The organism is Pseudomonas sp. MCal1 (assembly GCF_026341415.1).
Taxonomy (GTDB): Bacteria; Pseudomonadota; Gammaproteobacteria; order Pseudomonadales; family Pseudomonadaceae; genus Aquipseudomonas.
Genome location: NZ_JAKUMP010000011.1, coordinates 70,253 through 95,663, shown reverse-complemented (window position 1 = coordinate 95,663; position 25,411 = coordinate 70,253). Strand labels below are relative to the sequence as shown.

At 58.7% G+C, this 25,411-nt stretch carries 30 protein-coding genes and 1 tRNA gene; 7 read left to right on the top strand and 24 right to left on the bottom strand.

All coding sequences use genetic code 11. The features are described 5' to 3' along the window. Positions 1 to 114 precede the first annotated feature (114 nt). Positions 115 to 327 carry a cold-shock protein gene (locus MKZ87_RS19095; protein WP_011335634.1) on the top strand — a complete coding sequence of 71 codons (213 nt, stop codon included), beginning with the start codon at positions 115 to 117 and terminating at the stop codon, positions 325 to 327. A 97-nt stretch (positions 328 to 424) separates the two neighbouring features. Beyond that, complete coding sequence (locus MKZ87_RS19090) at positions 425 to 913, top strand: RDD family protein (RefSeq protein ID WP_085697167.1); 489 nt, start codon at positions 425 to 427, stop codon at positions 911 to 913. A 58-nt stretch (positions 914 to 971) separates the two neighbouring features. Here the strand turns inward: MKZ87_RS19090 and nadA are convergent, their stop codons facing one another. From nadA to MKZ87_RS18995, 19 genes are all read right to left on the bottom strand, one after another. Beyond that, the gene (gene nadA, locus MKZ87_RS19085; protein ID WP_039766022.1) at positions 972 to 2,030 is read right to left on the bottom strand and encodes a quinolinate synthase NadA; all 1,059 of its coding nucleotides are present in this window, start codon (positions 2,028 to 2,030) and stop codon (positions 972 to 974) included. Positions 2,031 to 2,301: 271 nt separating this feature from the next. After that, positions 2,302 to 2,377, bottom strand: a tRNA-Lys gene (locus tag MKZ87_RS19080). Positions 2,378 to 2,440: 63 nt separating this feature from the next. Beyond that, positions 2,441 to 3,133, bottom strand: coding sequence for a 7-cyano-7-deazaguanine synthase QueC (queC, locus tag MKZ87_RS19075; protein ID WP_085701650.1), 693 nt, complete (start codon positions 3,131 to 3,133; stop codon positions 2,441 to 2,443). 1 nt (position 3,134) lies between these two features. Further along, positions 3,135 to 3,782 carry a 7-carboxy-7-deazaguanine synthase QueE gene (gene queE, locus MKZ87_RS19070; RefSeq protein WP_085701651.1) on the bottom strand — a complete coding sequence of 216 codons (648 nt, stop codon included), beginning with the start codon at positions 3,780 to 3,782 and terminating at the stop codon, positions 3,135 to 3,137. A gap of 165 nt (positions 3,783 to 3,947) precedes the next feature. Further along, entirely contained in the window at positions 3,948 to 4,787 is an 840-nt protein-coding gene (gene ybgF, locus MKZ87_RS19065; protein ID WP_266201689.1) for a tol-pal system protein YbgF, read from the bottom strand. Between the two features lie 6 nt (positions 4,788 to 4,793). Then, a complete protein-coding gene (gene pal / locus MKZ87_RS19060; protein ID WP_003178634.1) occupies positions 4,794 to 5,291 on the bottom strand; it encodes a peptidoglycan-associated lipoprotein Pal in 498 nt (165 codons plus the stop codon). A gap of 52 nt (positions 5,292 to 5,343) precedes the next feature. Continuing rightward, on the bottom strand, positions 5,344 to 6,624 hold the full coding sequence (tolB, locus tag MKZ87_RS19055) for a Tol-Pal system beta propeller repeat protein TolB (RefSeq protein WP_166742344.1): 1,281 nt from the start codon (positions 6,622 to 6,624) through the stop codon (positions 5,344 to 5,346). Positions 6,625 to 6,641: 17 nt separating this feature from the next. Beyond that, positions 6,642 to 7,721 carry a cell envelope integrity protein TolA gene (tolA, locus tag MKZ87_RS19050; RefSeq protein ID WP_085701653.1) on the bottom strand — a complete coding sequence of 360 codons (1,080 nt, stop codon included), beginning with the start codon at positions 7,719 to 7,721 and terminating at the stop codon, positions 6,642 to 6,644. Continuing rightward, positions 7,721 to 8,173 (bottom strand): protein TolR, encoded by a 453-nt coding sequence (gene tolR / locus MKZ87_RS19045; protein WP_162803534.1) that lies wholly within the window; start codon positions 8,171 to 8,173, stop codon positions 7,721 to 7,723. Before tolR ends, tolA begins: the two co-directional genes overlap by 1 nt. A 23-nt stretch (positions 8,174 to 8,196) precedes the next feature. Continuing rightward, the gene (gene tolQ, locus MKZ87_RS19040) at positions 8,197 to 8,892 is read right to left on the bottom strand and encodes a protein TolQ (RefSeq protein ID WP_007912733.1); all 696 of its coding nucleotides are present in this window, start codon (positions 8,890 to 8,892) and stop codon (positions 8,197 to 8,199) included. Then, entirely contained in the window at positions 8,882 to 9,349 is a 468-nt protein-coding gene (gene ybgC / locus MKZ87_RS19035; protein WP_007951203.1) for a tol-pal system-associated acyl-CoA thioesterase, read from the bottom strand. The genes tolQ and ybgC overlap by 11 nt, the downstream gene beginning before the upstream one ends. Before the next feature lie 127 nt (positions 9,350 to 9,476). Continuing rightward, entirely contained in the window at positions 9,477 to 10,538 is a 1,062-nt protein-coding gene (ruvB, locus tag MKZ87_RS19030) for a Holliday junction branch migration DNA helicase RuvB (protein WP_085689401.1), read from the bottom strand. Beyond that, complete coding sequence (gene ruvA, locus MKZ87_RS19025; protein ID WP_007951205.1) at positions 10,539 to 11,147, bottom strand: Holliday junction branch migration protein RuvA; 609 nt, start codon at positions 11,145 to 11,147, stop codon at positions 10,539 to 10,541. 114 nt (positions 11,148 to 11,261) lie between these two features. After that, a complete protein-coding gene (ruvC, locus tag MKZ87_RS19020; protein WP_007951206.1) occupies positions 11,262 to 11,789 on the bottom strand; it encodes a crossover junction endodeoxyribonuclease RuvC in 528 nt (175 codons plus the stop codon). A gap of 158 nt (positions 11,790 to 11,947) precedes the next feature. Then, positions 11,948 to 12,694 carry a YebC/PmpR family DNA-binding transcriptional regulator gene (locus MKZ87_RS19015; RefSeq protein ID WP_085697172.1) on the bottom strand — a complete coding sequence of 249 codons (747 nt, stop codon included), beginning with the start codon at positions 12,692 to 12,694 and terminating at the stop codon, positions 11,948 to 11,950. Between the two features lie 123 nt (positions 12,695 to 12,817). Then, the gene (gene aspS, locus MKZ87_RS19010) at positions 12,818 to 14,593 is read right to left on the bottom strand and encodes an aspartate--tRNA ligase (protein WP_085697173.1); all 1,776 of its coding nucleotides are present in this window, start codon (positions 14,591 to 14,593) and stop codon (positions 12,818 to 12,820) included. Positions 14,594 to 14,701: 108 nt separating this feature from the next. Next, on the bottom strand, positions 14,702 to 14,923 hold the full coding sequence (locus MKZ87_RS19005; RefSeq protein WP_007951210.1) for an FmdB family zinc ribbon protein: 222 nt from the start codon (positions 14,921 to 14,923) through the stop codon (positions 14,702 to 14,704). Positions 14,924 to 15,036: 113 nt separating this feature from the next. Continuing rightward, a complete protein-coding gene (locus MKZ87_RS19000; RefSeq protein WP_085697236.1) occupies positions 15,037 to 15,384 on the bottom strand; it encodes a ribbon-helix-helix domain-containing protein in 348 nt (115 codons plus the stop codon). Between the two features lie 241 nt (positions 15,385 to 15,625). Next, positions 15,626 to 16,096: a Dps family protein gene (locus MKZ87_RS18995; protein ID WP_085697174.1), complete on the bottom strand. Its 471-nt coding sequence runs from the start codon at positions 16,094 to 16,096 to the stop codon at positions 15,626 to 15,628. A 308-nt stretch (positions 16,097 to 16,404) separates the two neighbouring features. On the opposite strand from MKZ87_RS18995, the gene MKZ87_RS28955 reads away from it, so the two are divergent. Next, the gene (locus MKZ87_RS28955) at positions 16,405 to 17,007 is read left to right on the top strand and encodes a cold-shock protein (RefSeq protein ID WP_085697175.1); all 603 of its coding nucleotides are present in this window, start codon (positions 16,405 to 16,407) and stop codon (positions 17,005 to 17,007) included. An 87-nt stretch (positions 17,008 to 17,094) separates the two neighbouring features. Here the strand turns inward: MKZ87_RS28955 and MKZ87_RS18985 are convergent, their stop codons facing one another. The 3 genes from MKZ87_RS18985 to MKZ87_RS18975 form a co-directional block, all read right to left on the bottom strand. After that, positions 17,095 to 17,301: a SlyX family protein gene (locus MKZ87_RS18985; protein WP_085689409.1), complete on the bottom strand. Its 207-nt coding sequence runs from the start codon at positions 17,299 to 17,301 to the stop codon at positions 17,095 to 17,097. Between the two features lie 3 nt (positions 17,302 to 17,304). Next, positions 17,305 to 17,730, bottom strand: coding sequence for an HIT family protein (locus MKZ87_RS18980; protein WP_085701654.1), 426 nt, complete (start codon positions 17,728 to 17,730; stop codon positions 17,305 to 17,307). A gap of 471 nt (positions 17,731 to 18,201) precedes the next feature. After that, entirely contained in the window at positions 18,202 to 18,555 is a 354-nt protein-coding gene (locus tag MKZ87_RS18975) for a hypothetical protein (protein ID WP_139834792.1), read from the bottom strand. A gap of 75 nt (positions 18,556 to 18,630) precedes the next feature. Between MKZ87_RS18975 and MKZ87_RS18970 the strand changes: the two genes are divergently transcribed. Beyond that, positions 18,631 to 19,980: an OprD family porin gene (locus MKZ87_RS18970; RefSeq protein WP_085701655.1), complete on the top strand. Its 1,350-nt coding sequence runs from the start codon at positions 18,631 to 18,633 to the stop codon at positions 19,978 to 19,980. 122 nt (positions 19,981 to 20,102) lie between these two features. On the opposite strand, the gene MKZ87_RS18965 is transcribed toward MKZ87_RS18970, so the two are convergent. Further along, a complete protein-coding gene (locus MKZ87_RS18965; protein ID WP_064599011.1) occupies positions 20,103 to 20,942 on the bottom strand; it encodes a mechanosensitive ion channel family protein in 840 nt (279 codons plus the stop codon). A 139-nt stretch (positions 20,943 to 21,081) separates the two neighbouring features. Continuing rightward, positions 21,082 to 21,567 (bottom strand): YajQ family cyclic di-GMP-binding protein, encoded by a 486-nt coding sequence (locus MKZ87_RS18960; RefSeq protein WP_065258535.1) that lies wholly within the window; start codon positions 21,565 to 21,567, stop codon positions 21,082 to 21,084. Positions 21,568 to 21,707: 140 nt separating this feature from the next. Here MKZ87_RS18960 and MKZ87_RS18955 point away from each other — a divergent pair, with 140 nt between their 5' ends. The 3 genes from MKZ87_RS18955 to MKZ87_RS18945 are packed head-to-tail and all read left to right on the top strand — an operon-like array spanning position 21,708 to position 25,295. Continuing rightward, complete coding sequence (locus tag MKZ87_RS18955) at positions 21,708 to 22,625, top strand: putative 2-dehydropantoate 2-reductase (RefSeq protein ID WP_085697179.1); 918 nt, start codon at positions 21,708 to 21,710, stop codon at positions 22,623 to 22,625. Positions 22,626 to 22,670: 45 nt separating this feature from the next. After that, positions 22,671 to 24,707: a HAMP domain-containing sensor histidine kinase gene (locus tag MKZ87_RS18950; RefSeq protein ID WP_085697180.1), complete on the top strand. Its 2,037-nt coding sequence runs from the start codon at positions 22,671 to 22,673 to the stop codon at positions 24,705 to 24,707. Positions 24,708 to 24,710: 3 nt separating this feature from the next. Further along, positions 24,711 to 25,295, top strand: a complete 585-nt coding sequence (locus MKZ87_RS18945) for a cob(I)yrinic acid a,c-diamide adenosyltransferase (RefSeq protein ID WP_085701657.1) — start codon at positions 24,711 to 24,713, stop codon at positions 25,293 to 25,295. The last annotated feature ends 116 nt before the right edge of the window (positions 25,296 to 25,411 follow it).

Sequence of the window (25,411 nt, the reverse complement as noted above, 5' to 3'; positions counted from 1 at the left end):
GCCTACAAGTTAGCTACATCCCGTTCGACGTCTTCTTACTCTCCTGCAACCAGCCCCAGTACTCTTTCATGAGGAAGAGACTGTCATCAATTTTTGCGTCAAAGGAAATAAGAAATGTCCCAACGTCAGAGCGGTACCGTCAAGTGGTTTAACGACGAGAAAGGTTTTGGTTTTATCACTCCAGAAAGCGGTCCGGATCTGTTCGTGCATTTCCGTGCCATTCAGGGCAACGGCTTCAAGAGCCTGAAAGAAGGCCAGAAAGTGACCTTCGTTGCAGTGCAAGGCCAGAAAGGCATGCAGGCTGACGAAGTTATCGCAGAAGCCTGATTTTCTGTTACGAAAAAGCCCCTGATATTGATATCAGGGGCTTTTTTGTGGGCGCAAATCCGTAAAATGGCGCTTCACTTTCCGTCCAGAGGCTGCCATGTCGAAACACCTGCTCACTCCCCAGGGCGATTTCCCCACCGTCGGCCTGGGTCGTCGTCTGGCAGCGATGTTCTATGACTTTCTATTGTGCACCGCCCTGCTGATCGTGACGGGTGGCGTCTACAAGATGATTCAGGCGGCAATCATCGGCGAGGAGCGTCTGCGGGTTCTGACTGACGCCGGGCAGCTGGATGGCGATCCGCTGTACTCCACAGTGCTGCTGCTGGTGCTGTTCGGCTTCTTCGCCAAGTTCTGGACTCACGCCGGGCAGACCCTGGGCATGCAGGTCTGGGGCATTCGCGTGCAGAACGCTGATGGCACTGCGATCAGCCTGTGGCAGGCGTTGCTGCGGTTCATGGTATCGATTGCGTCGTGGCTGTGCCTGGGCCTTGGGTTCTTCTGGTCGCTGTTCGACAAACAGAAACGCGCCTGGCATGACATCTACTCCGACACGCAGCTCGTGCGAATCCCGAAAAAGACCAAATAATCCTCCAGATGCAAAAACGCCCCGATCCAATCGGGGCGTTTTAGTTTGCAGCTCAGAGTCAGGCGTTGCCGGCCAGCTTCATCCGCGCGGCCTGAGTGAAATCGAGCATGCGCTTGAGCGGGCGGATCGCCTGTGGGATCAGGGCCGGGTCGACGAAGATCTCGTTCGAGCCTTCCTTCAGGCACTTGAGGGTGCGCTCAAGGGTGTTCATGGCCATCCACGGGCAATGTGCGCAACTGCGGCACGCTGCGCCGTTACCGGCGGTTGGCGCTTCGATGAAGACCTTGTCAGGGCACAGCTGCTGCATCTTGTAGAAGATGCCGCGATCGGTGGCGACGATCAGGGTCTTGTTCGGCAGCGATTGAGCGGCGGCGATGAGCTGGCTGGTGGAGCCGACGGCGTCCGCCAGTTCGATCACCGAGGTCGGCGACTCCGGGTGCACCAGAATGGCAGCGTCCGGGTACAGCGCCTTCATGTCTTCCAGCTGCTTGGACTTGAACTCTTCGTGGACGATGCAGGCACCGTCCCACAGCAGCATGTCGGCGCCGGTCTGACGCTGGATATAGGTGCCCAGGTGCTTGTCCGGGCCCCAGATAATGGTTTCGCCGTTATCCATCAGGCTTTCGACGATTTCCAGTGCGCAGCTGGAGGTCACTACCCAATCGGCCCGGGCTTTGACGGCAGCCGAGGTGTTGGCATACACCACCACGGTGCGTTCCGGATGCTGATCGCAGAACGCCGAGAACTCGTCCACCGGGCAACCCAGATCCAGCGAGCAGGTCGCTTCCAGGGTCGGCATCAGCACGCGTTTTTCAGGGTTGAGAATCTTCGCGGTCTCACCCATGAATTTCACGCCGGCGACCACCACGGTCTTGGCCGGATGGGCGTTGCCGAAGCGGGCCATTTCCAGGGAGTCAGAAACGCAACCGCCGGTTTCTTCGGCGAGGGCCTGGATGATCGGATCGCAATAAAAGTGGGCAACCAGCACCGCGTCCTGAGCCTTGAGCTCGGCGGCGATGGCGGAACGGTAATAGGCCTCTTCCTCGGCCGTCAGCGGCTTGGGCTGCTTGGCGTCGAGGTGGGCTTGTACCAGAAGGCGTTCGGAAATCTGCGTCATGTTCGCAAGACCTGCAGGCGCATTCGCGCGAAAGTCGAGTATACACCCGGCTCCGGACCGCTTGAGGGTACCGCCGGGAAAGTGAGTATTATCAGGCACGGACAGCGTTGGAGCTGCGCAAGGCTACAGAATATCCCGGTGATACAAAAGATGATTCTGACCTGCGTCACGGCGGGAAGAAACGAAGGGTCGGATGCCTGAATCGCAGGCAAAAAAAAATCCGGAAATCCTCACTTTCGTGGGCCTTCCAGACTTTTAAAAACAGCAAAAATGGTGGGTCGTGTGGGATTCGAACCTACGACCAATTGGTTAAAAGCCAACTGCTCTACCAACTGAGCTAACGACCCGCTGTGTGGTGGCGCGTATAATACTGATTTTTAAGGACTATTCAACACCTAATTTGAAAAAAATCAAAAATAAGGTGTCGGGTCGCTGATTCCGGCCGCCGCGAAGCCTTCTGCACGCAGTCGGCAGCTGTCGCATTTGCCACAAGCGCGGCCGTCATCGTCGGCCTGATAGCAGGAAACGGTCAGCGCGTAATCGACGCCCAGCTTCACGCCAGCCTGGACGATCTGCGCCTTGCTCAGGTTCTGCAGTGGTGCCTGGATGCGGAAACCATTGCCTTCCACACCAGCCTTGGTCGCCAGATTGGCCATGCGCTCAAACGACTCGATGAACTCGGGACGGCAATCCGGGTATCCGGAGTAATCCACTGCGTTGACGCCGATAAAGATGTCACTGGCGCCGAGCACTTCAGCCCAGCCCAAGGCCAGCGAAAGGAAAACCGTGTTGCGCGCCGGCACGTAGGTCACCGGAATGCCTTCGCCCAACTCTTCCGGAATATCGATGCTGGTGTCGGTCAAGGCCGACCCCCCCATGCCATTCAGGTTCAGGCCGATCACCTTGTGCTCGACCACACCCAGATCGCGAGCAACGCGAGCAGCAGCATGCAGTTCAGCGTGGGAACGCTGACCGTAATCGAAACTCATGGTGTAGCAGGCGTAGCCTTCAGCGCGCGCCATCGCCACGACCGTGGCCGAGTCCAGCCCACCCGAAAGCAGGATTACCGCACGTTTTTGGCTAGTATTCAGTTGTTCAGTCATCTCAGCGCCCCGGCTCATCATTCCATAGATATTTATGCAGCTGCAGTTGCAGGCGCACTGGCAGGTTATCCGCCACCACCCAGTCCGCCAGATCCCGAGCATTCAGGTCGTGGTGACTTGGGGAAAACAGCACTTCACCTGCACGTCGCTCGAGACCGTACTGGATCAGCTTCGATACCGCCCAGTCATAGTCCTCCCGCGAGCAGATGACAAACTTCACCTGATCGTTGGGCGTCAGCAGTTCGATGTTCTCGTAACGGTTGCGATGGGCTTCTTTGGAGTCAGGCGTCTTCAGGTCGACCACCCGACTGACCCGCGGATCGACCGCCGAGATGTCGAGGGCGCCGCTGGTTTCCAGCGAGACTTCGTAGCCGGCATCGGACAATTGCTTGAGCAAAGGGATGGCGTTGGGCTGAGCCAGCGGCTCACCGCCAGTGACACAGACGTAGCGCGGGCGAAAGCCGGCCACTTGCTCGAGGATGTCGTCGAGGGTGCGGATCGTGCCACCGCTGAATGCGTAGGCGCTGTCGCAGTATTGGCAACGCAATGGGCAACCGGTCAGGCGCACAAAAACCGTGGGCAGCCCGGCAGTCCGCGTTTCCCCCTGCAACGAGTAGAAAACTTCGGTGATTCTCAATGTGTCTTGCATAGTCGCCACGGGCGTAACAGCTAAACAGGCTGTCCGCCTCCGTCAGGCACTTCAGGCAACCCCGCCAACGCGTAGATCACCAGAAGCGTGTTTCATAAAAGGGCGTGAATTCTAACGAAAAAACCCGCGACAAGCGCGGGTTTCTTCCAAACGGGTCAAACGCTGTTACATGCGTTGCAAGTCGCGCTGGGCCAACTGAGCGGCGGATGTGCCCGGATACTGGGCCACCACCTGCTGCAGAATGCCTTTGACCTTGTCGGTATGACCGAGGCGGCGTTCTACGTCAGCCAGCTTGTACAGCGAATCCGGCACTTTGGCGTGCTTGGGATACAGCTGCGAAACCTTGGCGAAAGCTTGACCTGCGCCTTGCAGATCCCCCTTGGCCAGGTTCACTTCACCCAGCCAGTACTGGGCGTTGCCCGCGTATTGGCTGTTCGGGTACTTACGCAGGAAAGCGGCAAACGCCTGGCTGGCCTTGTCGAAATCCTTGGCCTTGATCAGGTCGAAAGCTGCATCGTAATACAGCTTTTCCTTGGCCGGATCAGCCGGTTCGCCACCCGCAGCAGGTGCCTGGGCGGCAGCAGCGGCCCCGGCTCCAGCGGCGGCACCGGCAGCAGCACTTGCATCGCCACCGGCAGAAGAATTCTCGGGATTCGCGGCAGGTGCAACGCCGGACCCTATGCGCCGATCGAGATCCTGGTATCGCTCCAGGGATTCCTGTTTCATGCGCGAAACCTGGTTCTGCAGTTCTTCGATCACGCCTTGCTGGCGCGACAGTTGATCCTGCATTTGTTGCAGTTGGTTGAACAGCATGCCTTGTGCCGAGGCAGGGGCCGAAGCCGCTCCCCCGGCATAGGCGCCGTTCGTACCGTAACCTGCAGGCGGATAACTGCTCCCGCTATTGTTATAACCGGAGTTGTCATCGACCACAGGAACCGCAGCCCACGCCACAAGCGGCGCGAGGCTGAGAGCCAGAACAGTTACAGCACGACGGCACGTTCGCATATCGAATTACTTACGCAGTTCGACGCGACGGTTTTGAGCCCAGGACTGCTCGTCGTTGCCGGTAGCAACTGGACGCTCTTCGCCGTAGGAAACCAGTTCCAGCTGAGCTGGGGAAACACCTTGCAGTACCAGGTAGCGCTGAACGGCTTTCGCACGACGCTCGCCCAGTGCCATGTTGTACTCACGAGTACCACGTTCGTCGGTGTTGCCTTCCAGAACAACGCGAGCGCCGTTTGCTTTCAGGTCTTTGGCGTGAACGTCCAGAGCGCGCATGGCTTCTGGCTTCAGGTCCGAGCTGTCGTATTCGAAGTAGAAGGTGGTGATTGCGCGCAGAGCAGCTTCTTCGCTCAGGGAACCGTCAACTGCACCAGTGTTTGCGCCGTAACCAGCGTTTGGATCAACAGCGCCTTCACCGGCGTTGTCGCCGCCTTTGGACGAGCAACCTACAGCTACAGCCATGGCCAGAGCCAGCGCAGCAAATTTACCAAACTTCAGCATTTCCATCGTGAAACTCCTAATGAACCCCAGTGTGTTAAGTAAAACGTAAAGCGCCGCGTCAGTTCAGGTAAGGGGACCAGGACGGTTCTCTGACTTCGCCTTGAGCGGTAGGAAGCGGGAGCCTCACGCGTCCATTAATGGACACGAGCATCAAGACTCCCCGGCCCTGCTGGCGGGTGGCGTAGATTACCATGGTGCCGTTGGGCGCAACAGTAGGCGACTCGTCCAGAGTGCTATCAGTGAGGATTTTTACACTTCCGCGCTGCAAATCCTGGGCCGCCACTTTGAAATTGGTGAAACCGTCCTGACGATGGATCATCACCAGGGTCTTTTCATCTGCCGAAAGCTTGGGGTTGGCGTTGTAGTTGCCCACGAACGTCACGCGCTCGGCACCGCCGCCACCGGCGCTGGTCTTGTAGATCTGCGGCTTGCCGCCACGGTCGGAGGTGAAGTAGATGGTCGAGCCATCCTTGCCCCAGTACGGTTCGGTGTTGATGCCAGGACCTGCGGTCACGCGGGTGATCTGACGCGAACCGAGGTTCATCACGTAGATGTCCGGGTTACCGTCCTTCGACAATACGAACGCCAGGCGATTGCCGTCCGGCGACCAGGCTGGCGCGCCGTTCAGGCCTTCGAAGTTGGTGATCTGCTCGCGGCGACCGGTGTCGATGTTCTGCATGAAGATGCGCGGACGCTTCTGCTCGAACGACACGTAGGCGATACGCTTGCCGTCCGGTGCAAAACGCGGCGACAGGATCGGCTCACGCGATTGCAGCAAGGTCACGGCGCGGGCGCCGTCATAGTCCGAGCGCTGCAGGGTGTAACGGGTGTTCTTCTCGGAGAAACGCTCGGCTGTGACGTACAGCAGGCGAGTCGAGAATGCACCTTTAATGCCGGTCAGTTTTTCGAAGGACTGATCGGAGATGTAGTGCGCCATGTCGCGCAGCTGTTCGGTGGTGCCGGACACACTGCCGTCAGCCACTTTCTGCTCGGTGGCGACGTTGAACAAAGCCCACTGCACCTGCAGACGGCCGCCGGCCGGCACGATGCTGCCGACCATCATGTATTGCGCGCCCACCGCCTTCCAGTCGCGGAAGATGATTTCGCTCGGCTGGCTTGGCTGGCTGATCATGTTTTGCTTCGGAATCGGCGAGTAGTAGCCCGAGTTGCGCAAATCGTTACCAATGATTTCAGCCATGTCATCCGGCAGGACGGCACCGCCCTGGAAACCGAACGGCACGACGGCGATCGGAGTCGCCCGATCGCTGCCGCTGGTGACCAGAATGTTCTTTTCATCCGCCATCGCGATCCCTGCCATGCAGCAGATCACGACCAGCATTCCTCGAAGAAGGTTTCTCACAAGGCTAGATCCTCAGGTGTGAATGTCATCTTGAATGAACGATACGGAGCGAAATCGCTCGGCTTCATTCCCTGCATTTCCGTCAAACGTCCAATATTCTTGACCGCTGCCACTGCAGACGCATCGAACGGACCGTCGCCACTGGACTTCGCCACGCTGACCGAAGTCACCGTACCGTCCGGCAACATGCCGATCTGCAGCACAACCGTCATGCCTTTGCGTGCCGAAGGTGGACGTGCCCAGCCTTCCGCTGCCCGCGCACGAATCAGGTCATCGAAACTGCCCGCGACTTCATCGCCCTGCTCATCGGCCAAGGCCTGCTGGCGCTGCGGCGTGTCGGAAAGCAAATCTGCCAGGGCCTGAGCCTTTTTGTCTTCGGCGGATTTACGTGCCGCTTCCTGCGCTTTCTTCTTCGCAGCATCGGCAGCAGCTTTCTTCTTCGCGTCTTCGGCGACTTTCTTCTTCGCCTCTTCAGCTTCAGCTTTCTTCTTGGCGTCTTCGGCGGCTTTCTTTTTCGCGTCTTCGACGATCTTCTTCTTGGCTTCTTCAGCGGCCGCTTTCTTGGCCTCTTCTTCAGCAGCCTTCTTGGCTTCTTCTTCGGCTTTCTTCTTGGCTATATCAGCCAATTGTTTCTCTTCTGCCTTCTTGGCCTCAGCGGCTTTCTTCGCGTCTTCGGCTTTCTTGGCTTCATCAGCCTTCTTCGCCTCGTTCGCTTTCTTCGCCTCATCGGCCTTCTTGGCTTCCTCGGCCTTTTGAGCCGCTTCTTCTTTCTTTTGTTCCGCAGCTTTCACCGCTTCCTGCTCGACCCTTTTCTGCTCCATCTGCTCGACTTCGGTCTGGCGCGCGGCGGATTTCTTCGCCTCACCCGCAATCTTCTGATTGGTCTGGGTGGTCGCCTGACTTTTCGATTTCAGCTGGTACAGGGTCGCCTGGACAATCGGCTTGGCCGGCGGCAGCTCAGGCGTCATGGCGAAACTGACAAACAGCATGCCGAACACCAGCACGTGCAAGCCAATCGCCCAGACGCTGGGCCAGAAGTAGCTTTCCGAGGCGGACGGCTCTCGCTGTTGCTGCATCAGGGCGCCTCGGTGATCAAGCCAACGTTACCGACCCCGGCTTTCTGCAACCCGCCCATGGCGCCCATGACGGAGCCATAATCGACGGACTTGTCGCCACGGATGAAGACCTGGGTACGCTTGCCGCCTTCAGTGCCGGCGCGAATGATCTTGGTCACCGCGTCGGTCATCTGTGGCAGGGTCATGGCCCGGTCCTGTTGCTTCTCGGTGTCGACTTCGCTGCCAAGGTTCCAGTAGTAGGTCTTGTCAGCCTTGATCGAAATGGTCAGCACCTGGGTGTTGTTGTCCTGCGGCAAGGCTTCGCTGGAAACCTTGGGCAGATCCACCTTCACGCCCTGATTGAGCATCGGCGCAGTCACCATGAAGATGACCAGCAGCACCAGCATCACGTCGATGTAAGGCACTACGTTCATCTCGGCGACCGGCTTGCGCTTGTGTCGGGCTCGAGTGATTAAAGCCATCGGGAAATACCTGCTTATTCTTCGCTGGTGTGCACTTTGCGGTGCAGGATCGCCTGGAATTCATCGGCGAAGGTGTAGTAGCGGCTCAGCAAGGTTTCGCTGCGGGCAGAGAAACGGTTGTAAGCGATAACGGCCGGGATTGCGGCGAACAGACCGATCGCAGTGGCGATCAGGGCTTCGGCGATGCCGGGTGCCACAGTGGCCAGGGTGGCCTGTTGTGCGCTGGCCAGACCACGGAAGGAGTTCATGATCCCCCAGACGGTACCGAACAGACCGATGTACGGACTGACGGAACCCACGGTAGCGAGGAACGGCAGGCTCTGCTCGAGCTTTTCTTCTTCGCGGGAGATGGCGACGCGCATGGCACGGGCCACACCTTCCATCACCGCTTCAGGATCGACACCTGGCTGCTGACGCAGACGGGAAAACTCCTTGAAGCCGGCGCGGAAGATCTGCTCGACGCCCGAATCCGGATCCGGGTTGCTGCCGGCCTGACGATAGAGCTTGGACAGGTCGATACCCGACCAGAAGCGCTCCTCGAAGCTCTCCAGGGCGCGTCGACCGGCGCGCAGCAGATTGCTGCGCTGAAAGATCATGATCCATGAGGTCACCGATGCGGCCACCAGGGTCAACATTACCAACTGCACCACGATGCTGGCATTGCTGACCAGGCTCCACATGGAGGAATGGTCGACGACGTTAGCTTCCACGCTTTATCTCCTGCTTTGAGTGTGTACCCGTGCCGACCGCGTCGGCAAAGGCCGCACGCAGGTCTTCGGGAAGGGCCCGGGGTTTCAAACTGTTAGTGCGCACACAGGCCACCAGAAACTGCCCTTCGCAGAGCAGCACATTATCCGTTGCCCGCCTGACCTGCTGTCGAAAGCGCAGGCTGGCACGGTTCAATTCGATTACATCAGCGCTTACCAGAAGCTCGTCGTCCAGTCGCGCCGGCGCGTGATAACGCGCTTCGCTGGAATGCACGACGAACAACAGGTCCTCCCCTGCCAGCGCCGACTGGGCAAAGCCCAGCTCCCGGAGCCGCTCGGTTCGAGCCCGTTCCATAAACTTGAGGTAATTAACGTAATACACGATGCCGCCCGCATCGGTGTCCTCGTAATAAACGCGACAACGATGTGCGAACGGCTCAAGCCCGTTTTGCGCGCGCATACTCTAGTGCTTACTCCTCGGGTTGCCAATCCGGCCAGGCAACTGTTTTTCAATGTTCAAAGGCTTTACCGCAAAAGTACCGTCCTGAGACAGTACAAACGCTGAATAAATCGCCATTAAATGTGTATCAATCGTCCACGGCATCAAGAAACTCGTCTGCCACGGGCATTTCGCCCATTCGTGTCGGAATGTTTAAACCAAAATGCAGGTACGCGTGGCGAGTAACCACCCTGCCGCGCGGCGTCCGCATGATGTACCCCTGCTGAATGAGGTACGGCTCGAGCACGTCCTCGATGGTGTGGCGTTCTTCACTGATCGCCGCCGCCAGACTGTCGATGCCCACCGGGCCGCCATCGAACTTTTCGATCATGGTCAACAGCAGACGCCGGTCCTGATGATCGAAACCGTGCTCGTCGACATCCAGCAGGTTCAGCGCCAGATCCGCGACGGACTTGGTGATGTGCCCCTTGGCCCGGACTTCGGCGAAATCCCGCACCCGGCGCAACAATCGGTTGGCGATTCGCGGCGTGCCCCGAGCGCGGCGAGCGATCTCGAAAGACCCTTCCGGATCCAGCGGCAGACCGAGAATGCTCGCCGAACGGCTGACAATCGTCGCCAGATCAGCTGTGCTGTAGAACTCGAGGCGCTGGACGATGCCGAAACGGTCGCGCAACGGGTTGGTCAGCATACCTGCCCGCGTGGTTGCACCGACCAGGGTGAACGGCGGCAGATCGAGTTTGATCGAACGCGCCGCCGGCCCTTCACCGATCATGATATCGAGCTGGAAATCTTCCATGGCCGGGTACAGCACTTCTTCAACAATCGGCGACAGACGATGGATTTCATCGATGAACAGCACATCGTGCGGTTCAAGATTGGTCAACAGCGCCGCTAGGTCCCCCGGACGCTCAAGCACCGGACCGGAAGTGCTCTTGATCGATACGCCCATTTCCTCGGCGATGATGTTCGCCAGGGTGGTTTTACCCAGCCCCGGCGGACCGAAGATCAGGGTGTGGTCGAGGGATTCGCTACGACCACGAGCGGCCTGGATAAACAGTTCCATCTGCTCGCGAACGGTCGGCTGGCCGATGTATTCGGCCAGACTGACGGGACGTATCGCCCGATCCTGGACTTCTTCGCGCTCACGCGGACTGTGCGTGGCGGCGATCAGACGATCAGCTTCAATCACTTAAATCATTCCCTTCAGGGCGCGTCGAATCATGTCTTCGCTGCTCAGGCCTTTCTCTTTGATTGCGGAAATCGCCTTGCTCGCTTCCTGTGGCTTGTAACCCAGAGAAATCAGCGCGCTGACCGCATCATTCTCGGCGGTATTGACCGGCGCCGGGCCGTCCGGCTGGTTCGGAACCAGCGCAAACATGGCCGGCGAGGTTTCCCAGGCCTTGAAGCGATCCTTGAGCTCGACCAGCAGACGCTCGGCGGTTTTCTTGCCCACGCCCGGCACCTTGGTCAGCGCCGAGGTGTCCTGGGACTGCACGCAGCGGATCAGCTCATCGACTTCCAGACTCGACATCAAGGCCAGGGCCAGTTTCGGCCCCACACCATTGAGACGGATCAACTCGCGAAAAAAGTCTCGCTCACGCTTGCCGGCAAAACCATAGAGTAACTGCGCGTCTTCGCGTACGACCAAATGGGTGTGCAAGGTCAGCGGTTCACCGACCGACGGCAGACGATAAAGGGTGGTCATGGGCACTTCCAGCTCATACCCGAGGCCATTTACATCCAGAATCAGGTGCGGCGGCTGTTTCTCAGCCAGAGTGCCGCGCAAGCGTCCAATCACGTTTCAGATCCTTGAGCGTTGGCCAGCCGTGGGCTGGCGACCGACAGAACATGGATTTACGGCCGACGACCCAGGCGCGAAATCCAAATTCCGTGAAATTGACTGCTGATGCTATCAGAGACGCAGGCGCCCGCCACGACTGCGTGCCGTTCCCAGGCCGTGCGGCAACAGACTGGAGCGGGTGTGAGCGTGACAAATGGCGATGGCCAGGGCGTCCGATGCGTCGATTTGCGGTTTGCTGGTGAGCTTGAGCATATGCATGACCATCATCTGCACCTGCTCTTTATTGGCGGCGCCGGTGCCGACCACGGCCTGCTTGACCTGAGTAGCTGTGTACTCGGCAATCTCCAGGCTCTCTTCGGCGCCGGCAACGATAGCGGCCCCACGGGCCTGCCCGAGCTTGAGCGCCGAATCGGCGTTTTTCGCCATGAACACCTTTTCGATGCCCATGGTCACCGGGCCGTAGGTCTGAATGATTTCCCGCACGCCGCGATAGACGATCTGCAGGCGCTCGTGCAGCTCGCCGGCACCAGTGCGGATGCAACCCGAGGCGACATAGATGCAACCGCCGCGTCCGGTATCGCGAACAATGCCGTAACCGGTAATGCGCGAACCGGGGTCGATACCAAGAATTAAAGTCATAACGCCTGCAGGTTCGGTAAAAGCACTGAATTCGAGATAACGCATAACAAATGTGGGAGCTGGCTTGCCAGCGATGGCGGTGTGTCAGGCACCATCATTACCTGATGTGCCGACGCCATCGCTGGCGAGCCAGCTCCCACATTGCAGCCTAGCCGCTCTTAACCGAGCTGAGCGGCCACGTCTTCCGGAATGTCCGCGTTGGAGTAGACGTTCTGCACGTCGTCCAGGTCTTCCAGCATATCGATCAGCTTGAGCACCTTCTCGGCCCCCTCCAGATCCAGTTCGGCGCTGGTGGTCGGCTGCATGACGATTTCCGCGTCATCACCCTTGAAACCTGCGGCTTCCAGGGCAGTGCGCACCGCATAGAAACTGGTGAACGAGGTGAACACGTCGATCGAGCCGTCTTCGTGGCTGACCACGTCGTCGGCATCGGCTTCCAGCGCCGCTTCCGTCAGCGCGTCTTCGTCGACGCCTGGCGCAAAGCTGATCTGGCCCTTGCGTTCGAACAGGTAGGCTACCGAACCGTCGGTACCTAGGTTGCCGCCACACTTGCTGAACGCATGGCGCACAGCCGCTGCGGTACGGTTGCGGTTGTCGGTCATGCACTCGACCATCACCGCCACGCCACCCGGGCCGTAACCTTCGTAGGTCAGCTCTTCAACGTTGTCGGCTTCGGTCGCACCGGCGCCACGGGCAACGGCACGGTCGATGATGTCCCGGCTCATGTTGGCGCCCAGCGCCTTGTCCAGGGCCAGACGCAGACGCGGGTTGGAGCCCGGATCACCGCCGCCCTGACGGGCCGCCACGGTCAGTTCGCGGATCCACTTGGTGAAGATCTTGCCTCTCTTGGCATCCTGGCGTTCTTTGCGGTGCTTGATGTTCGCCCACTTGGAATGACCTGCCATAACTCGCTCCGAATTCTCTTGAACAATGCCCGCCATGCAGGTGCATCGGCCAGCAAAAAAACTTGTTTTCAATCACTGCAGAAAGAAAAAAGGCGCATCCGAAGATGCGCCTTCAGGCCCGTCTTACTCGGCCTTTGGCGTCTCGCGCAAACGAATGTGCAATTCGCGCAATGCCTTCGCATCCACAACACCCGGCGCCTGCGTCATCACATCGGCAGCACTCTGGGTTTTCGGGAAGGCGATCACTTCACGGATCGACTGGGCGCCGGTCATCAGCATTACCAGACGGTCCAGACCGAAGGCCAGGCCACCGTGCGGCGGCGCGCCGTATTTCAGGGCGTCGAGCAGGAAGCCGAACTTCTCTTCCTGTTCCGCTTCGTTGATGCCCAGCTGACGGAACACCGCCTGTTGCATCTCTTTACGGTGGATACGGATCGAACCGCCACCCAGTTCGGTGCCGTTCAGCACCATGTCATAGGCACGGGACAAAGCGCCTGCCGGGTTGGCTTCCAGCTCTTCAGGCGAGCACTTCGGCGCGGTGAACGGGTGGTGCAGAGCCGAGAAGCTGCCGTCGTCGTTCTCTTCGAACATCGGGAAGTCAACGACCCACATCGGAGCCCATTCGCAAGTCAGCAGCTTCAGGTCGTGACCGAGCTTGATACGCAGCGCGCCCAGGGCTTCGCTGACGATCTTGGCCTTGTCGGCACCGAAGAACACGATATCGCCATCGACTGCGCCGACGCGATCGAGGATCACGTTCAGGTTGGCTTCCGGGATGTTTTTCACGATCGGCGATTGCAAACCTTCAACACCGGCAGCGCGCTCGTTGACCTTGATGTACGCCAGGCCCTTGGCACCGTAGATGCCGACGAACTTGGTGTAGTCGTCGATCTGCTTGCGCGGCATGCTCGCCCCGCCTGGAACTCGCAGCGCGGCGATACGGCATTTCGGATCGTTGGCAGGACCGCTGAAGACCTTGAAATCAACTTCTTTCAGCTGATCGGCCACATCGACCAGTTCCAGCGGGTTACGCAGGTCCGGCTTGTCGGAACCGTAACGGCGCATGGCTTCTTCAAAAGTCATGTGAGGGAATTCGCCGAATTCCAGATCCAGCACTTCCTTGAACAGGTTGCGGATCATGCCTTCGGTCAGGCCCATGATGTCCTTTTCGTCGAGGAAGCTGGTCTCGATGTCGATCTGAGTGAACTCAGGCTGACGGTCGGCACGCAGGTCTTCGTCGCGGAAGCACTTGGCGATCTGGTAGTAGCGGTCGAAGCCGGCGACCATCAGCAGTTGCTTGAACAGCTGTGGCGATTGCGGCAGCGCGAAGAACGAACCAGCGTGGGTACGGCTCGGCACGAGATAGTCACGCGCGCCTTCCGGAGTGGCACGGGTCAGGATCGGCGTTTCGACGTCGAGGAAGCCGTTTTCGTCCAGGTAGCGACGAATGCTGGTGGTCATGCGCGAACGCAGACGCAGCTTCTCGGCCATTTCCGGACGACGCAGGTCCAGGAAGCGATAACGCAGGCGGGTTTCTTCGCCGACGTCGGAGAACTCGTTCAGCGGGAACGGCGGGGTTTCCGACTCGTTCAGCACTTCCAGCTCGTAGCCCAGCACTTCGATCATGCCCGACGCCATGTTGGCGTTGGTGGCACCGGCCGGACGCAGGCGAACCTTGCCGGTGATCTTCACGACGTATTCGCTGCGCACGCGATCGGCAGCGGCGAAGCTCTCGGCGCGATCCGGATCGAACACTACCTGGGCCAGACCGTCACGATCACGGATATCGAGGAAAATCACCCCGCCGTGGTCGCGACGACGGTGAACCCATCCGCAAAGGGTAATTTCCTGGCCTTCCAGGCTTTCGTTCAGTTGGCCGCAATAATGGCTGCGCATCATGGTAGTGGTTCGCTTCTCGTAATTCGAAATTCGGTGGAGATCCGGTTGCACTCAAGCAATGTGCAATCTGTGGAAACTCGCGCGTGTCGTTCGACCTGGGTTTGAACCCTAGTCAGATTTGTCGCCACCGGCCAGATTCTTCTTCGCGCCGGTCTTGAAATCGGTTTCGTACCAGCCGCTGCCACTGAGGCGAAAGCCCGGCATCGACAGTTGCTTCTTGAGTTCCGGCGCCTGGCAGGCAGGGCAATCGACCAATGGGGCGTCACTGATCTTTTGAATGGCTTCCAACTGATGACCACAGGAAGCACATTGGTAATCGTACATCGGCATGGGGTTGTCTCGGCAATCAGATTGCCAGCACACGCAGGGCTGTGCGGCGAAAGAGCGGGATTATATCCATTAAATGCGGCCTGTGCAGCCGGAAGACTGCACAGGCCGTCTTGTCAGTGACAACCCGCGGCGGGCGTCCCCGGAGAATCCCGCAGGCCATGCACCACGCACACCACCCGCACCAGACCGCTGAAGTTTTTCACCCCGCCATGGCGCAGGTGCACTTCACGATCGACACGGGACAACAGCGCGCCGACCGAACAGCAATTGTCTTCGGCCATCCGGCCTAGAATATTCCAGTAAACCTGCTCCAGCCGCATGCAGGTCGCGAACCCGTTCAAGCGTACCGATCGGGACAGTGGCCGGATCAACTCCATGTCGAACCCGCCGAGAAACGGCTCCCCGAACTTTTCCTGCTGCAAATCGACTGCAATATCTCGTCGCCTGCCTCCACCTTCCATATAGCTGACACTCCTTTGCCATTTTGCGCCTGTGTTCAAGGCGAAATCCTGTGACCTCATTAAAAGCGCAGGTGCAAAGGCGGATCCAGACGACTTATTGACCATCCACGTAGGATAAGCCAACACGATACGGAGGATCATGGAGCGGCGGGTCGTCTTCCTGGTTTCCTACCGTCACGGGTGAAGTTTCCGAGGGGAAAGAAGAGCGCACGAACCATGAACATCCGTGCGCCTCCCGTCATCAGGCCTCGAGCAATGCACGCAGCATCCACGCGGTTTTCTCGTGAACCTGCATGCGTTGGGTCAGCAGGTCGGCAGTCGGTTCGTCACTGACCTTGTCCAGCAGAGGGAAAATCCCCCGCGCCGTGCGCGTGACCGCCTCCTGCCCCTCGACCAGTTGTTTGATCATGTCCTCGGCACTCGGCACGCCCTCCTCCTCTTTAATGGAAGACAGGCGAGCGTAGGTCGCGTACGCGCCCGGCGCCGGAAAGCCCAGCGCCCGGATGCGCTCGGCAATCAAGTCGACTGCCAGGGCCAGTTCGTTGTATTGCTCCTCGAACATCAGATGCAGGGTCCGAAACATCGGCCCGGTGACGTTCCAGTGGAAGTTGTGGGTCTTCAGATACAACACGTAAGTGTCCGACAGCAGGCGCGAGAGCCCTTCGACGATGGATTTGCGGTCTTCTTCACTGATACCGATATCGATTGCCATGCTTACCCCCTAACGGCGATTGAAATTCATCCAGCAGGTGTCGGTTCACTGTAGCAAGGCCACCCCCGCCCCGCAGCCCCCGCATGGGCCCGATAGACGCGACAAATCGTCCGGTACCTGCCGCTGGCCGGCGTGATTTGAGTAGCCGCAGGCTTTACTGTTAAATAGGCAGTGTGTCGCTACGCCCCGTTTTCCGGGCCTGCGCATAGGCTGATGCCGTGCACGTGTCCAACGCCTCTTATTGTTCCGAAGCGAACCGTGCGCTCTCAGCTCTTCCTTGTGAGCCGTCATAACGTGAGTCAATAAAAATGTTGAAAATCGTCCACCTGCTAATGGGCGCAGCAGCCTTGCTGCTGTCCTTCATACCTAGCCTGAAGTCCGAAGCGGTACCTTACCTGCAACAACCCGATGCACTTTACCTGGCCTTTTTCGGCCTGCTGAACCTGATCCTTGCGCCAGTTATTCCCTACTGGAACAAAGGTCCGCGCCAGCATCTGCAAAATCTGGTCAGCGCCTTGCTGGTTCTGACCGTCGTCCTGCAAACCCTGACCCTGATCGCGCCGATGCCTGTCATCGCCGGCCAGCCAGCCGTGCTGTTCAGCCTGGTGATCGCTCTGGTTGCCGTGGTCCTGCACCTGGCCATCAGCTTCTACAAGTCCTCCCCGGCCGCCGCTCCCACCAGCTACGACATGAGCAATCGCGATACCGGCACCGTCAAGTGGTTCAACACCTCCAAGGGCTTCGGCTTTATCTCCCGGGATTCCGGCGATGATATTTTCGTGCACTTTCGCGCCATCCGTGGCGAAGGCCACCGCGTCCTGGTCGAAGGCCAGCGCGTGGAGTTCTCGGTGATGAACCGTGACAAGGGCCTGCAGGCCGAAGACGTGATCGCTGCCCTGCCGCGCCGCTGATCCACGTCCCCGCACTAAAAAAAACCGCGAACAGCCTGGCTGTTCGCGGTTTTTTAATGGGAGCACGGAAGCATGCCCGCACACATTTCAATAGTGTGGCGGTGGCGCATCTTCTTCAAACGATCCGATCTGCCCCACCATCTCTTCCTGGCGCTTGAGTACGGCTGCCATCTGCAATTGCAGGCGCTCGACCACTCGCTGCTGTTCCACCAGCACATCGTTCAATGCCTGAATGGTGTCGTCCTGAAACGCCAGGCGGCTTTCCAGTTCGGTAACACGTTGTTCGAAACTCATGACTCAGCCCTCCAGAAAAGTGAAGTCTTCGTCCAGCACCAGACGCAGGCGCTCGCGAATCGCAGCCACTTGCCCGGCACTGTAAGACTTGGCGGGATGTTTGCCCCAGACCGGTGCCGGCCAGGCGGCATCGTCGCGTTTACGTACGATCACATGCATATGCAGTTGGCTGACCACGTTACCCAGGGTCGCAACATTCATTTTGTCGGCGTCGAAGGAATCCTTGAGCACTTCGGCCAGGGCGGTGGTTTCCTGCCACAGGCGCTGCTGGTCGGCGACATCCAACTGAAACAACTCGCTGATATCGTCGCGGCGTGGCACCAGGATGAACCATGGGTAGTTGGCGTCGTTGGACAACAGCAGTCGGCAAAGCGGGAAATCGCCGATGGTCAGCGTGTCCTGTTGAAGTCGTGAATCTAAAGCAAACACTGCGCGCACTCCCGGCGAATGACCTGTTTTTTCAGCTTAGCGCCCCGCCACGAACGCGGCGAGCCAAGCGACTGGATGGCAGCATACCTGCGATTGGAGAGACCTTCACGGCGAACAGCATTGCCGAAAGAATTCCTCCACGCCCCGAGATGTGACATTTATGACTTGAGCGCACCAGGACGGAACCGGGAGTGCGAATGAGCAGAGCAAAATGACCCGCACACACCTCAGTGTTCACGTTCATCCAGCGTCCCAACTGTATGAATTCAGTACAGCCTTTGAATTTTTTTGCACCAAAACCGCACAGTGCGTCTACGCTCAATGCGTCGGGCATCCGCCGAATACTCACTCACGGGGTGAACCGGTAACGTTTTTGGTTGTCGCGCAGCGAAACTGAAGGAGCAACACCATGCGAAGGATGGCGTCAAGCCTGTATGAAAGGCCCTCGAGGCCCCCGGTTTTATGAGGTTTTCACGGCGTCAGACGAGCACCTTGAAAAAAACCGGAACAATTCAGCGGTTTGTGCACGCTTGTTGCATTCATACCCATATGGGCTATAAGCGCACCACACGAAGTGGATGCCTTGAGCCCCATAAAAACAGTGGCAGGGTTGCCCGATGGAGATTCAAGCGTTTTGCCAAGGGACTCTTTTTTACCGATGCTCAAGCTCTGTAAAACAGCGCTGAAGTTGTCAGTCCCATTGCATTTGGACTGTAAATTTGCGACATCTACCAAGCCGATTGCGACACGCTCGTAAAGAAGCTGAAAGGTTGGATTCGCAAGTATCGCCAACATGGTCGGCGTGATATAAGTTTGCGCCGACACAAAAAGAAAGAGCCGCCCAGATAATAAAACAGGTGGGACGGCAGTACTCTTCTAAAACCAAAGGAGCAAATCACGATGCGCGTGATGAAGTGGAGCATGATCGCACTGGCAGTTGCAGCAGCAGCCAGTACTCAAGTGGCTACGGCCGCACCGTTTGTAAGTGACCAGGCTGAAGCGAAAGGCTTTGTTGAAGACGCGAAGTTTGATGTGTTGCTGCGCAACTATTACTTCAACCGCGACAAGAAGAACACCACCTCCAATGACCAGAAAGACTGGACCCAGGGTTTCCTGAGCAACTTCAGCTCCGGCTACACCCAAGGCACCGTGGGTGTTGGTGTTGATGCATTCGGTTACCTGGGTATCAAACTGGATGGCGGCGACGGCACCACCGGTTCGGGCAACACCAGCCTCGACTCCCAAGGCCATGCCCACGACTCCCTCGGTAAAGCAGGCGCAGCGATCAAGGCCCGCATCTCCAAAACCGAGCTGAAATTCGGTGAGTTCCAGCCAAGCACAGCTCCAGTCTTCGCCGTCGGCGGCTCCCGTCTGATCCCTCAGACTGCTACCGGTTTCCAACTGCAGAGCAGCGAAATCCAGAATCTGGATCTGGAAGCAGGCCACTTCTACTCGGCCTCCAGCCAGGACGAGATGAATAGCAACGGTGAACTGCACTCGCAGTACGCCAGCACCACCGATAATCCTGTCACTGGCAGAACCATGGACTTCGCCGGTGGTAAATACGGCATCACCGACAATCTGAGCGTCTCGCTCTACGGTTCGAAGTTCAAGGACATCTGGAACCAGTACTACGCCAACGTGAACCTCACCACCCCAATCAGTGGTGACACTTCGCTGAACACCGACTTCAACATCTACCGCACCAACGACACCGGTAGTGCCAAAGCCGGCGACATCAGCAACACCACGTTCTCCCTGGCAACCGCACTGTCGTTCCTGAAAGCACACACCGTGACTCTGGCCTTCCAGAAAGTCGACGGCGACACCCCGTTCGACTACGTCGGCGTAGGTGACAACAACCGCGGTGGCGACTCGATCTTCCTCGCCAACTCCATCCAGTACTCCGACTTCAACGGTCCTAACGAGAAATCTGCACAGATTCGTTATGACCTGAAAATGGCCGAGTACGGCATTCCGGGCCTGAGCTTCATGACCCGTTACGTGAAAGGCTGGGACATCGACGGTACCAAAATGGATGCTGACAGCCCTTACCGCTCGTACGGTTACGGTGAAGATGGCAAACATCATGAAACCAACCTGGAAGCCAAATACGTAGTTCAGACCGGCCCGGCCAAAGATCTGTCCTTCCGTATTCGTCAGGCATGGCACCGTGGCAACACCGACCAGGCTGAAGGTGATATCAACGAGTTCCGTCTGATCGTCGACTACCCACTGTCGATCTTGTAATCGCCAACATTTAGTTTGCGGTAACAACAAAAAGGCCCATATTCCGATGGGCCTTTTTTATTGCCTGTCACTTGTAATAGATGCCTGACCGATAAGTCAGCCAATTAATTAGCAACCTATCATTACACCGCCGATTCCTGAACCACACGAATCACTCGTTGCGGGAAAGGAATATCAATGCCTGCAGTCTTTAAACGATCACGCGACTGTTCGTTAAACATGAACATCACATCCCAATAATCCGCCGTTTTAACCCACACGCGCAGGGAAACAGTGATCGAGCTGTCACCCAGTGTCGAAATAACGGCCTGCGGCGCCGGATCCTGCAGAACGCGCTCATCCTTGGCCAGATCCAGCAGCACCTGACGGGCCTTTTGCAGATCAGCTTCGTAATCCACACCTACGTCGAACACAACCTTGCGGGTTGGCTGACGGTTGGTGTTGGTAATGATGCCGTTCGACAGATTGCCGTTCGGGACGATGATGGTCTTGTTGTCGCCGGTGCGCAGCACGGTGTGGAAGATCTGGATGCTGTCGACGGTACCCGCCACACCCTGGGCTTCGATCCAGTCACCAATGCGGAACGGACGGAACAGCAGAATCAGCACGCCGCCGGCGAAGTTCGCCAGGCTGCCCTGCAACGCCAGACCGATGGCCAGACCCGCCGCACCGATCGCCGCGACGAACGAAGTGGTCTCGACGCCAATCATCGACGCCACGCTGACGATCAGCAGCACCTTGAGAATGATGTTGGCCAGGCTGCTGATGAAACCTTGCAGGGCCAGGTCGGCGTTGCGCAGAGCCAACAGGCCGCCGAGCTTTTGCGTGACCTTGTTGATCAGCCACCAGCCGATGGCCAGGGTGATCACCGCCAGCAGCACACGGCTGCCGTATTCCATGATCATCGGAATCCACGCCTGGGATGCCTTGACCAGGTTGTCTACCTCAGCATTCAAATCCATCTTTTATCTCCTGATTACCGGCTTCCCGGGCTGTAAAAAAACCAGCGGCAGAAAGACCGGGCCGTAAATGGCTCAATCGTTTCTGCCGTTGCTTGGGCCTCGGACGCTGTAAACGCCGAGAGGTTCCCGACCGGAAAGCTTAGTCGCGGAAGTTGTTGAACTGCAGTGGCATGCCGAATTCCTTGGCACGCAGGGCCGCGATGGCTTCCTGCAGGTCGTCACGCTTCTTGCCGGTTACACGTACCTGCTCGCCCTGAATGGCGGCCTGCACCTTGAGCTTGGCGTCCTTGATATGAGCGACGATCTTCTTCGCCAGCTCCTTGTCGATGCCTTCCCGAAGTACGGCATCCTGTTTCATCACTTTGCCCGATGCGTAAGCGTCCTTGACCTCAAGGCATTGCACATCAATCTTGCGCTTGACCAGTGCCAGCTTGAGGATTTCGATCATCGCTTCCAGCTGAAACTCGGCTTCAGCGGTCAGGTTGACGGTCAGTTCCTTTTCCTTGTACTCGTAGCTGCCCTTGCCTTTCAGGTCATAACGACGATCGAGATCCTTCGCGGCGTTCTCGACCGCGTTGGTGAGCTCGTGTTTGTCCAGTTCGGATACCACGTCGAACGACGGCATGTAATCTCTCCAATAAAAAGGCGCGCTCGTTCAGGACGTGGCGCGCTTGGCTTGCGGTTAAAATCGGGCTCATTATAACGGGTCTTTTCCCACCGACACCGCGAGCCTTGCATGCCTGTACCTTACCGAGTGAAAAACTGATGTCCACCCCTTGGCACATCCTCGGCGCCGGAAGTCTCGGCACGCTCTGGGCCACGCGTCTGGCCCGGGCCGGGTTGCCGGTCCGGTTGATCCTGCGCGACGTCGACCGTCTGCATGACTATGCAACGGCGGGCGGCCTCACCCTCGTCGAACAAGGCGTGGCCAGCCGTTACACGATCCCCGGCGAAACGCCGGACAGTCCCGGGCCGATTCGCCGCCTGCTGGTGGCCTGCAAGGCCTACGACGCCGAAGCAGCCGTGGCCGCACTTGCCCATCGTCTGGCGCCGGACGCCGAACTGATTCTTTTGCAGAACGGCCTCGGCAGCCAGGAAGCGGTCGCCGCGCGTGTCCCGCAAGCCCGCTGCATCAGCGCCTCCAGCACCGAGGGCGCGTTTCGCGATGGCGACTGGCGCGTGGTGTTTGCCGGTCATGGTTACACCTGGCTCGGCGACGCCGGTCATCCCGTGGCCCCCATCTGGCTGGACGATCTTGAGGCAGCGAAAATCCCCCATGAATGGAGCGCCGATATCCTCACCCGCCTGTGGCGAAAACTGGCGCTCAACTGTGCGATCAATCCGCTGACGGTGCTGCACAATTGCCGCAACGGTGACCTCCAGCAACATCACTGCGAAGTCGCGACGCTGTGCGGCGAACTGACCGAACTGCTCGAATGCTGCGGGCAACCGGCAGCGGCGGACAACCTGCAACAGGAAGTTGAACGGGTGATCCAGGCCACGGCGGCGAACTTCTCGTCGATGTATCAGGATGTGGCCAATAAACGCCGCACCGAAATCAGCTATCTGCTCGGGCATGCCTGCAAGGTAGCCGAGCGTCATCAGTTGAACCTGCCGCATTTGAAGCAATTGCAGCAGCGCCTGAGCGCCCATCTGAACAGTCTCGGATTGCCCGTCGACTGAGCAGCGGCTACGCTGGCCACTTGTTCCTTTTCTGCGATAAACCTGATGCCATTGCGCCAGCGTCTTGAAAACCTGCCGGTCGGCCAGAAACTGCTGGCTGCCCTGCTGGTGCTGTTGACCACCGTGCTGCTGGTCGCCAACCTGACCTTTATCAGCGCCGCCTATTACATCTCCCAGGAAAGCATGGCGCCTCAGGCGTTGCAGACCATCGGCCGGCTGGTATCCAACCCGAGCCTGGTGGCCGAAGCCTTGCAGTCGCCGCAAAGCGCCGAGCGGCTGCTCAAGGAACTCGACAGCTATTCCCCGCTGCGCGCCGCCGCTTTATACGACGGCAAAGGCGAACGTCTGGCGCAGTTGCAACACGGCGACAAACTCAAATTGCCAGAGCGCTATCGACACATCGAAGCCTGGCAACTGACCGAATTTCGCAGCAATCAACTCATCACCCTGCCCCGTCCCGGCACTGCACCAGGCCACCTGCTTTTAGTGGCCAGCAGCGAACTGCCAGTAGCGTTCTATACCGGCACACTCACGGCCAGTCTGGGGATCCTGATTTTCAGTGTGCTGCTGTGGCTGGTCATCGCGCGGCAGATCAAGCGCCTGATTACCCGGCCGATCCATCAACTCGAAGAACTGTCCCGCCAGGTGACCCGCGAAGAGAATTACGCCCTGCGCGCCTCACGGGGCAACCGTGACGAAATCGGCAGTCTGGCCGAGGCGTTCAACACCATGCTCTCGCGCATCGAGGCCCGGGAGCAGCAACTCAAACGCGCCCGTGACGATTCCCAGGCAGCCTACGATCAGGCCCAGGGTCTGGCCGAAGAAACCCGCCACACCAACCGCAAGCTGGAACTGGAAGTCCAGGTGCGCAGCAAGATCGAGAAGAAGCTCACCGGTTTCCAGAACTACCTCAACAGCATCATCGACTCCATGCCCTCGGCGCTGATCGCACTTGACGAACAGCTCTACGTCACTCAATGGAACCAGGAAGCCAGCGCCCTCTCCGGTACACGGCTGGACGAAGCGCTGAATCAGCCGATCTTCCTCGCCTTCGCGCCGCTCAAGCCGTTCCTGCCGCAACTCAAGCAGACCGTCGAGCAACACACGGTGGCGAAAATCGAGCGGGTGACATGGTTCAAGGACGACGAGCCCAAACACTACGCCCTCACCTTCTACCCGTTGATGGGCGGTGCCGGACGCGGCGTGGTGATCCGGATCGACGACATCACCCAGCGCCTGTCGCTGGAAGAAATGATGGTGCAGTCGGAGAAAATGCTGTCGGTCGGCGGCCTCGCCGCCGGCATGGCCCACGAGATCAACAACCCGCTGGGGGCGATCCTGCACAACGTGCAGAACATTCGCCGACGTCTGTCGCCAGACCTGCCGAAAAACCTCGAACAGGCCGAGCAACTGGGCATCGAGCTGGACGCAGTCAACCGCTACCTGCAAGGCCGGGAAGTCCCGCAATTGCTGGATGGCATCCAGCAGGCCGGCGCCCGGGCGGCAAAAATCGTCACCCACATGCTCAGCTTCAGTCGTCGCAGCAACCGCCAGATGGCGCCGTGCGATTTGCCGGCATTGATCGATCAAGCGGTGGAAATCGCCGGTAACGACTTCGATCTGGCCATCGGCTTCGACTTCAAGGGTCAGGCGATCATTCGCCAGTTCGACCCGGCGCTGGGCCCGGTGCCCGGCACCGCCAACGAACTTGAGCAGGTGCTGCTCAATCTGCTGAAAAACGCCGCGCAGGCAATTCACCAGCGTGAAGATGACAGCGAGCCGGGGCGGATCACTCTGCGTACCCGGCTCAATCCACCCTGGGCCGAGATCCAGGTCGAGGACAACGGCATCGGCATGAGCGAGAACGTGCGCAAGCGCACCTTCGAGCCGTTCTTCACCACCAAGGAAATCGGCCAGGGCACGGGACTCGGTTTGTCAGTGTCGTACTTCATCATCACCAACAACCACAAAGGGCAGATGGAAGTGCAGTCAGCGCCGGGGCAAGGTACCTGCTTCACCCTGCGTCTGCCACTGGCACAACCGGCGCCCATCGCCGCCGAAACCAATCAACTACCGAGGTAAACCATGGGCTTTCGCTTGTCGAAGATCTACACCCGCACTGGCGACAGGGGCGAAACCGGACTTGGCGACGGCCGCCGCGTGCCCAAGGATCATCCGCGCATCGAGGCCATTGGCGAGGTCGATACGCTGAACAGTCAGGTCGGCGTGCTGCTGGCCGGATTGCTCGCTGAACGCGAAACCTGTCCTGGGCTGAATGAGTTGATCGACGTGTTGGCGCCCTGCCAGCACCGACTGTTCGATCTCGGTGGCGAGTTGGCGATGCCGGAATATCAGGCGCTGAACACAGCGGAAATCGAACGGCTGGAATCGGCCATCGATGTGTGGAACGAGGAATTGGGGCCGCTGGAGAACTTCATTCTGCCGGGTGGTTCAATGCTGATTGCCCAAGCGCATGTCTGCCGTAGCCTGGCGCGCAGTGCCGAACGTCGTTGTCAGCATTTGAATGCGATCGAACCGTTGGCCGGGGTTGGCCTGGCGTACATCAATCGCTTGTCGGATCTGTTGTTTGTCGCGGCGAGGTTGATTGCGCGGCGCCAGGGTATTGCCGAGATTCTGTGGCAACCGGCGGCGAATCCTTCACAGCAGTAGCGACTGTCAGGACGCCTTCGTCGGAACGCCGCCCCGAGCAAGCCCGCTCCCACAGGGAAATGTATTCCTACAGTTGGAATGCAATCAAATGTGGGAGCGGGCTTGCCCGCGAAGGG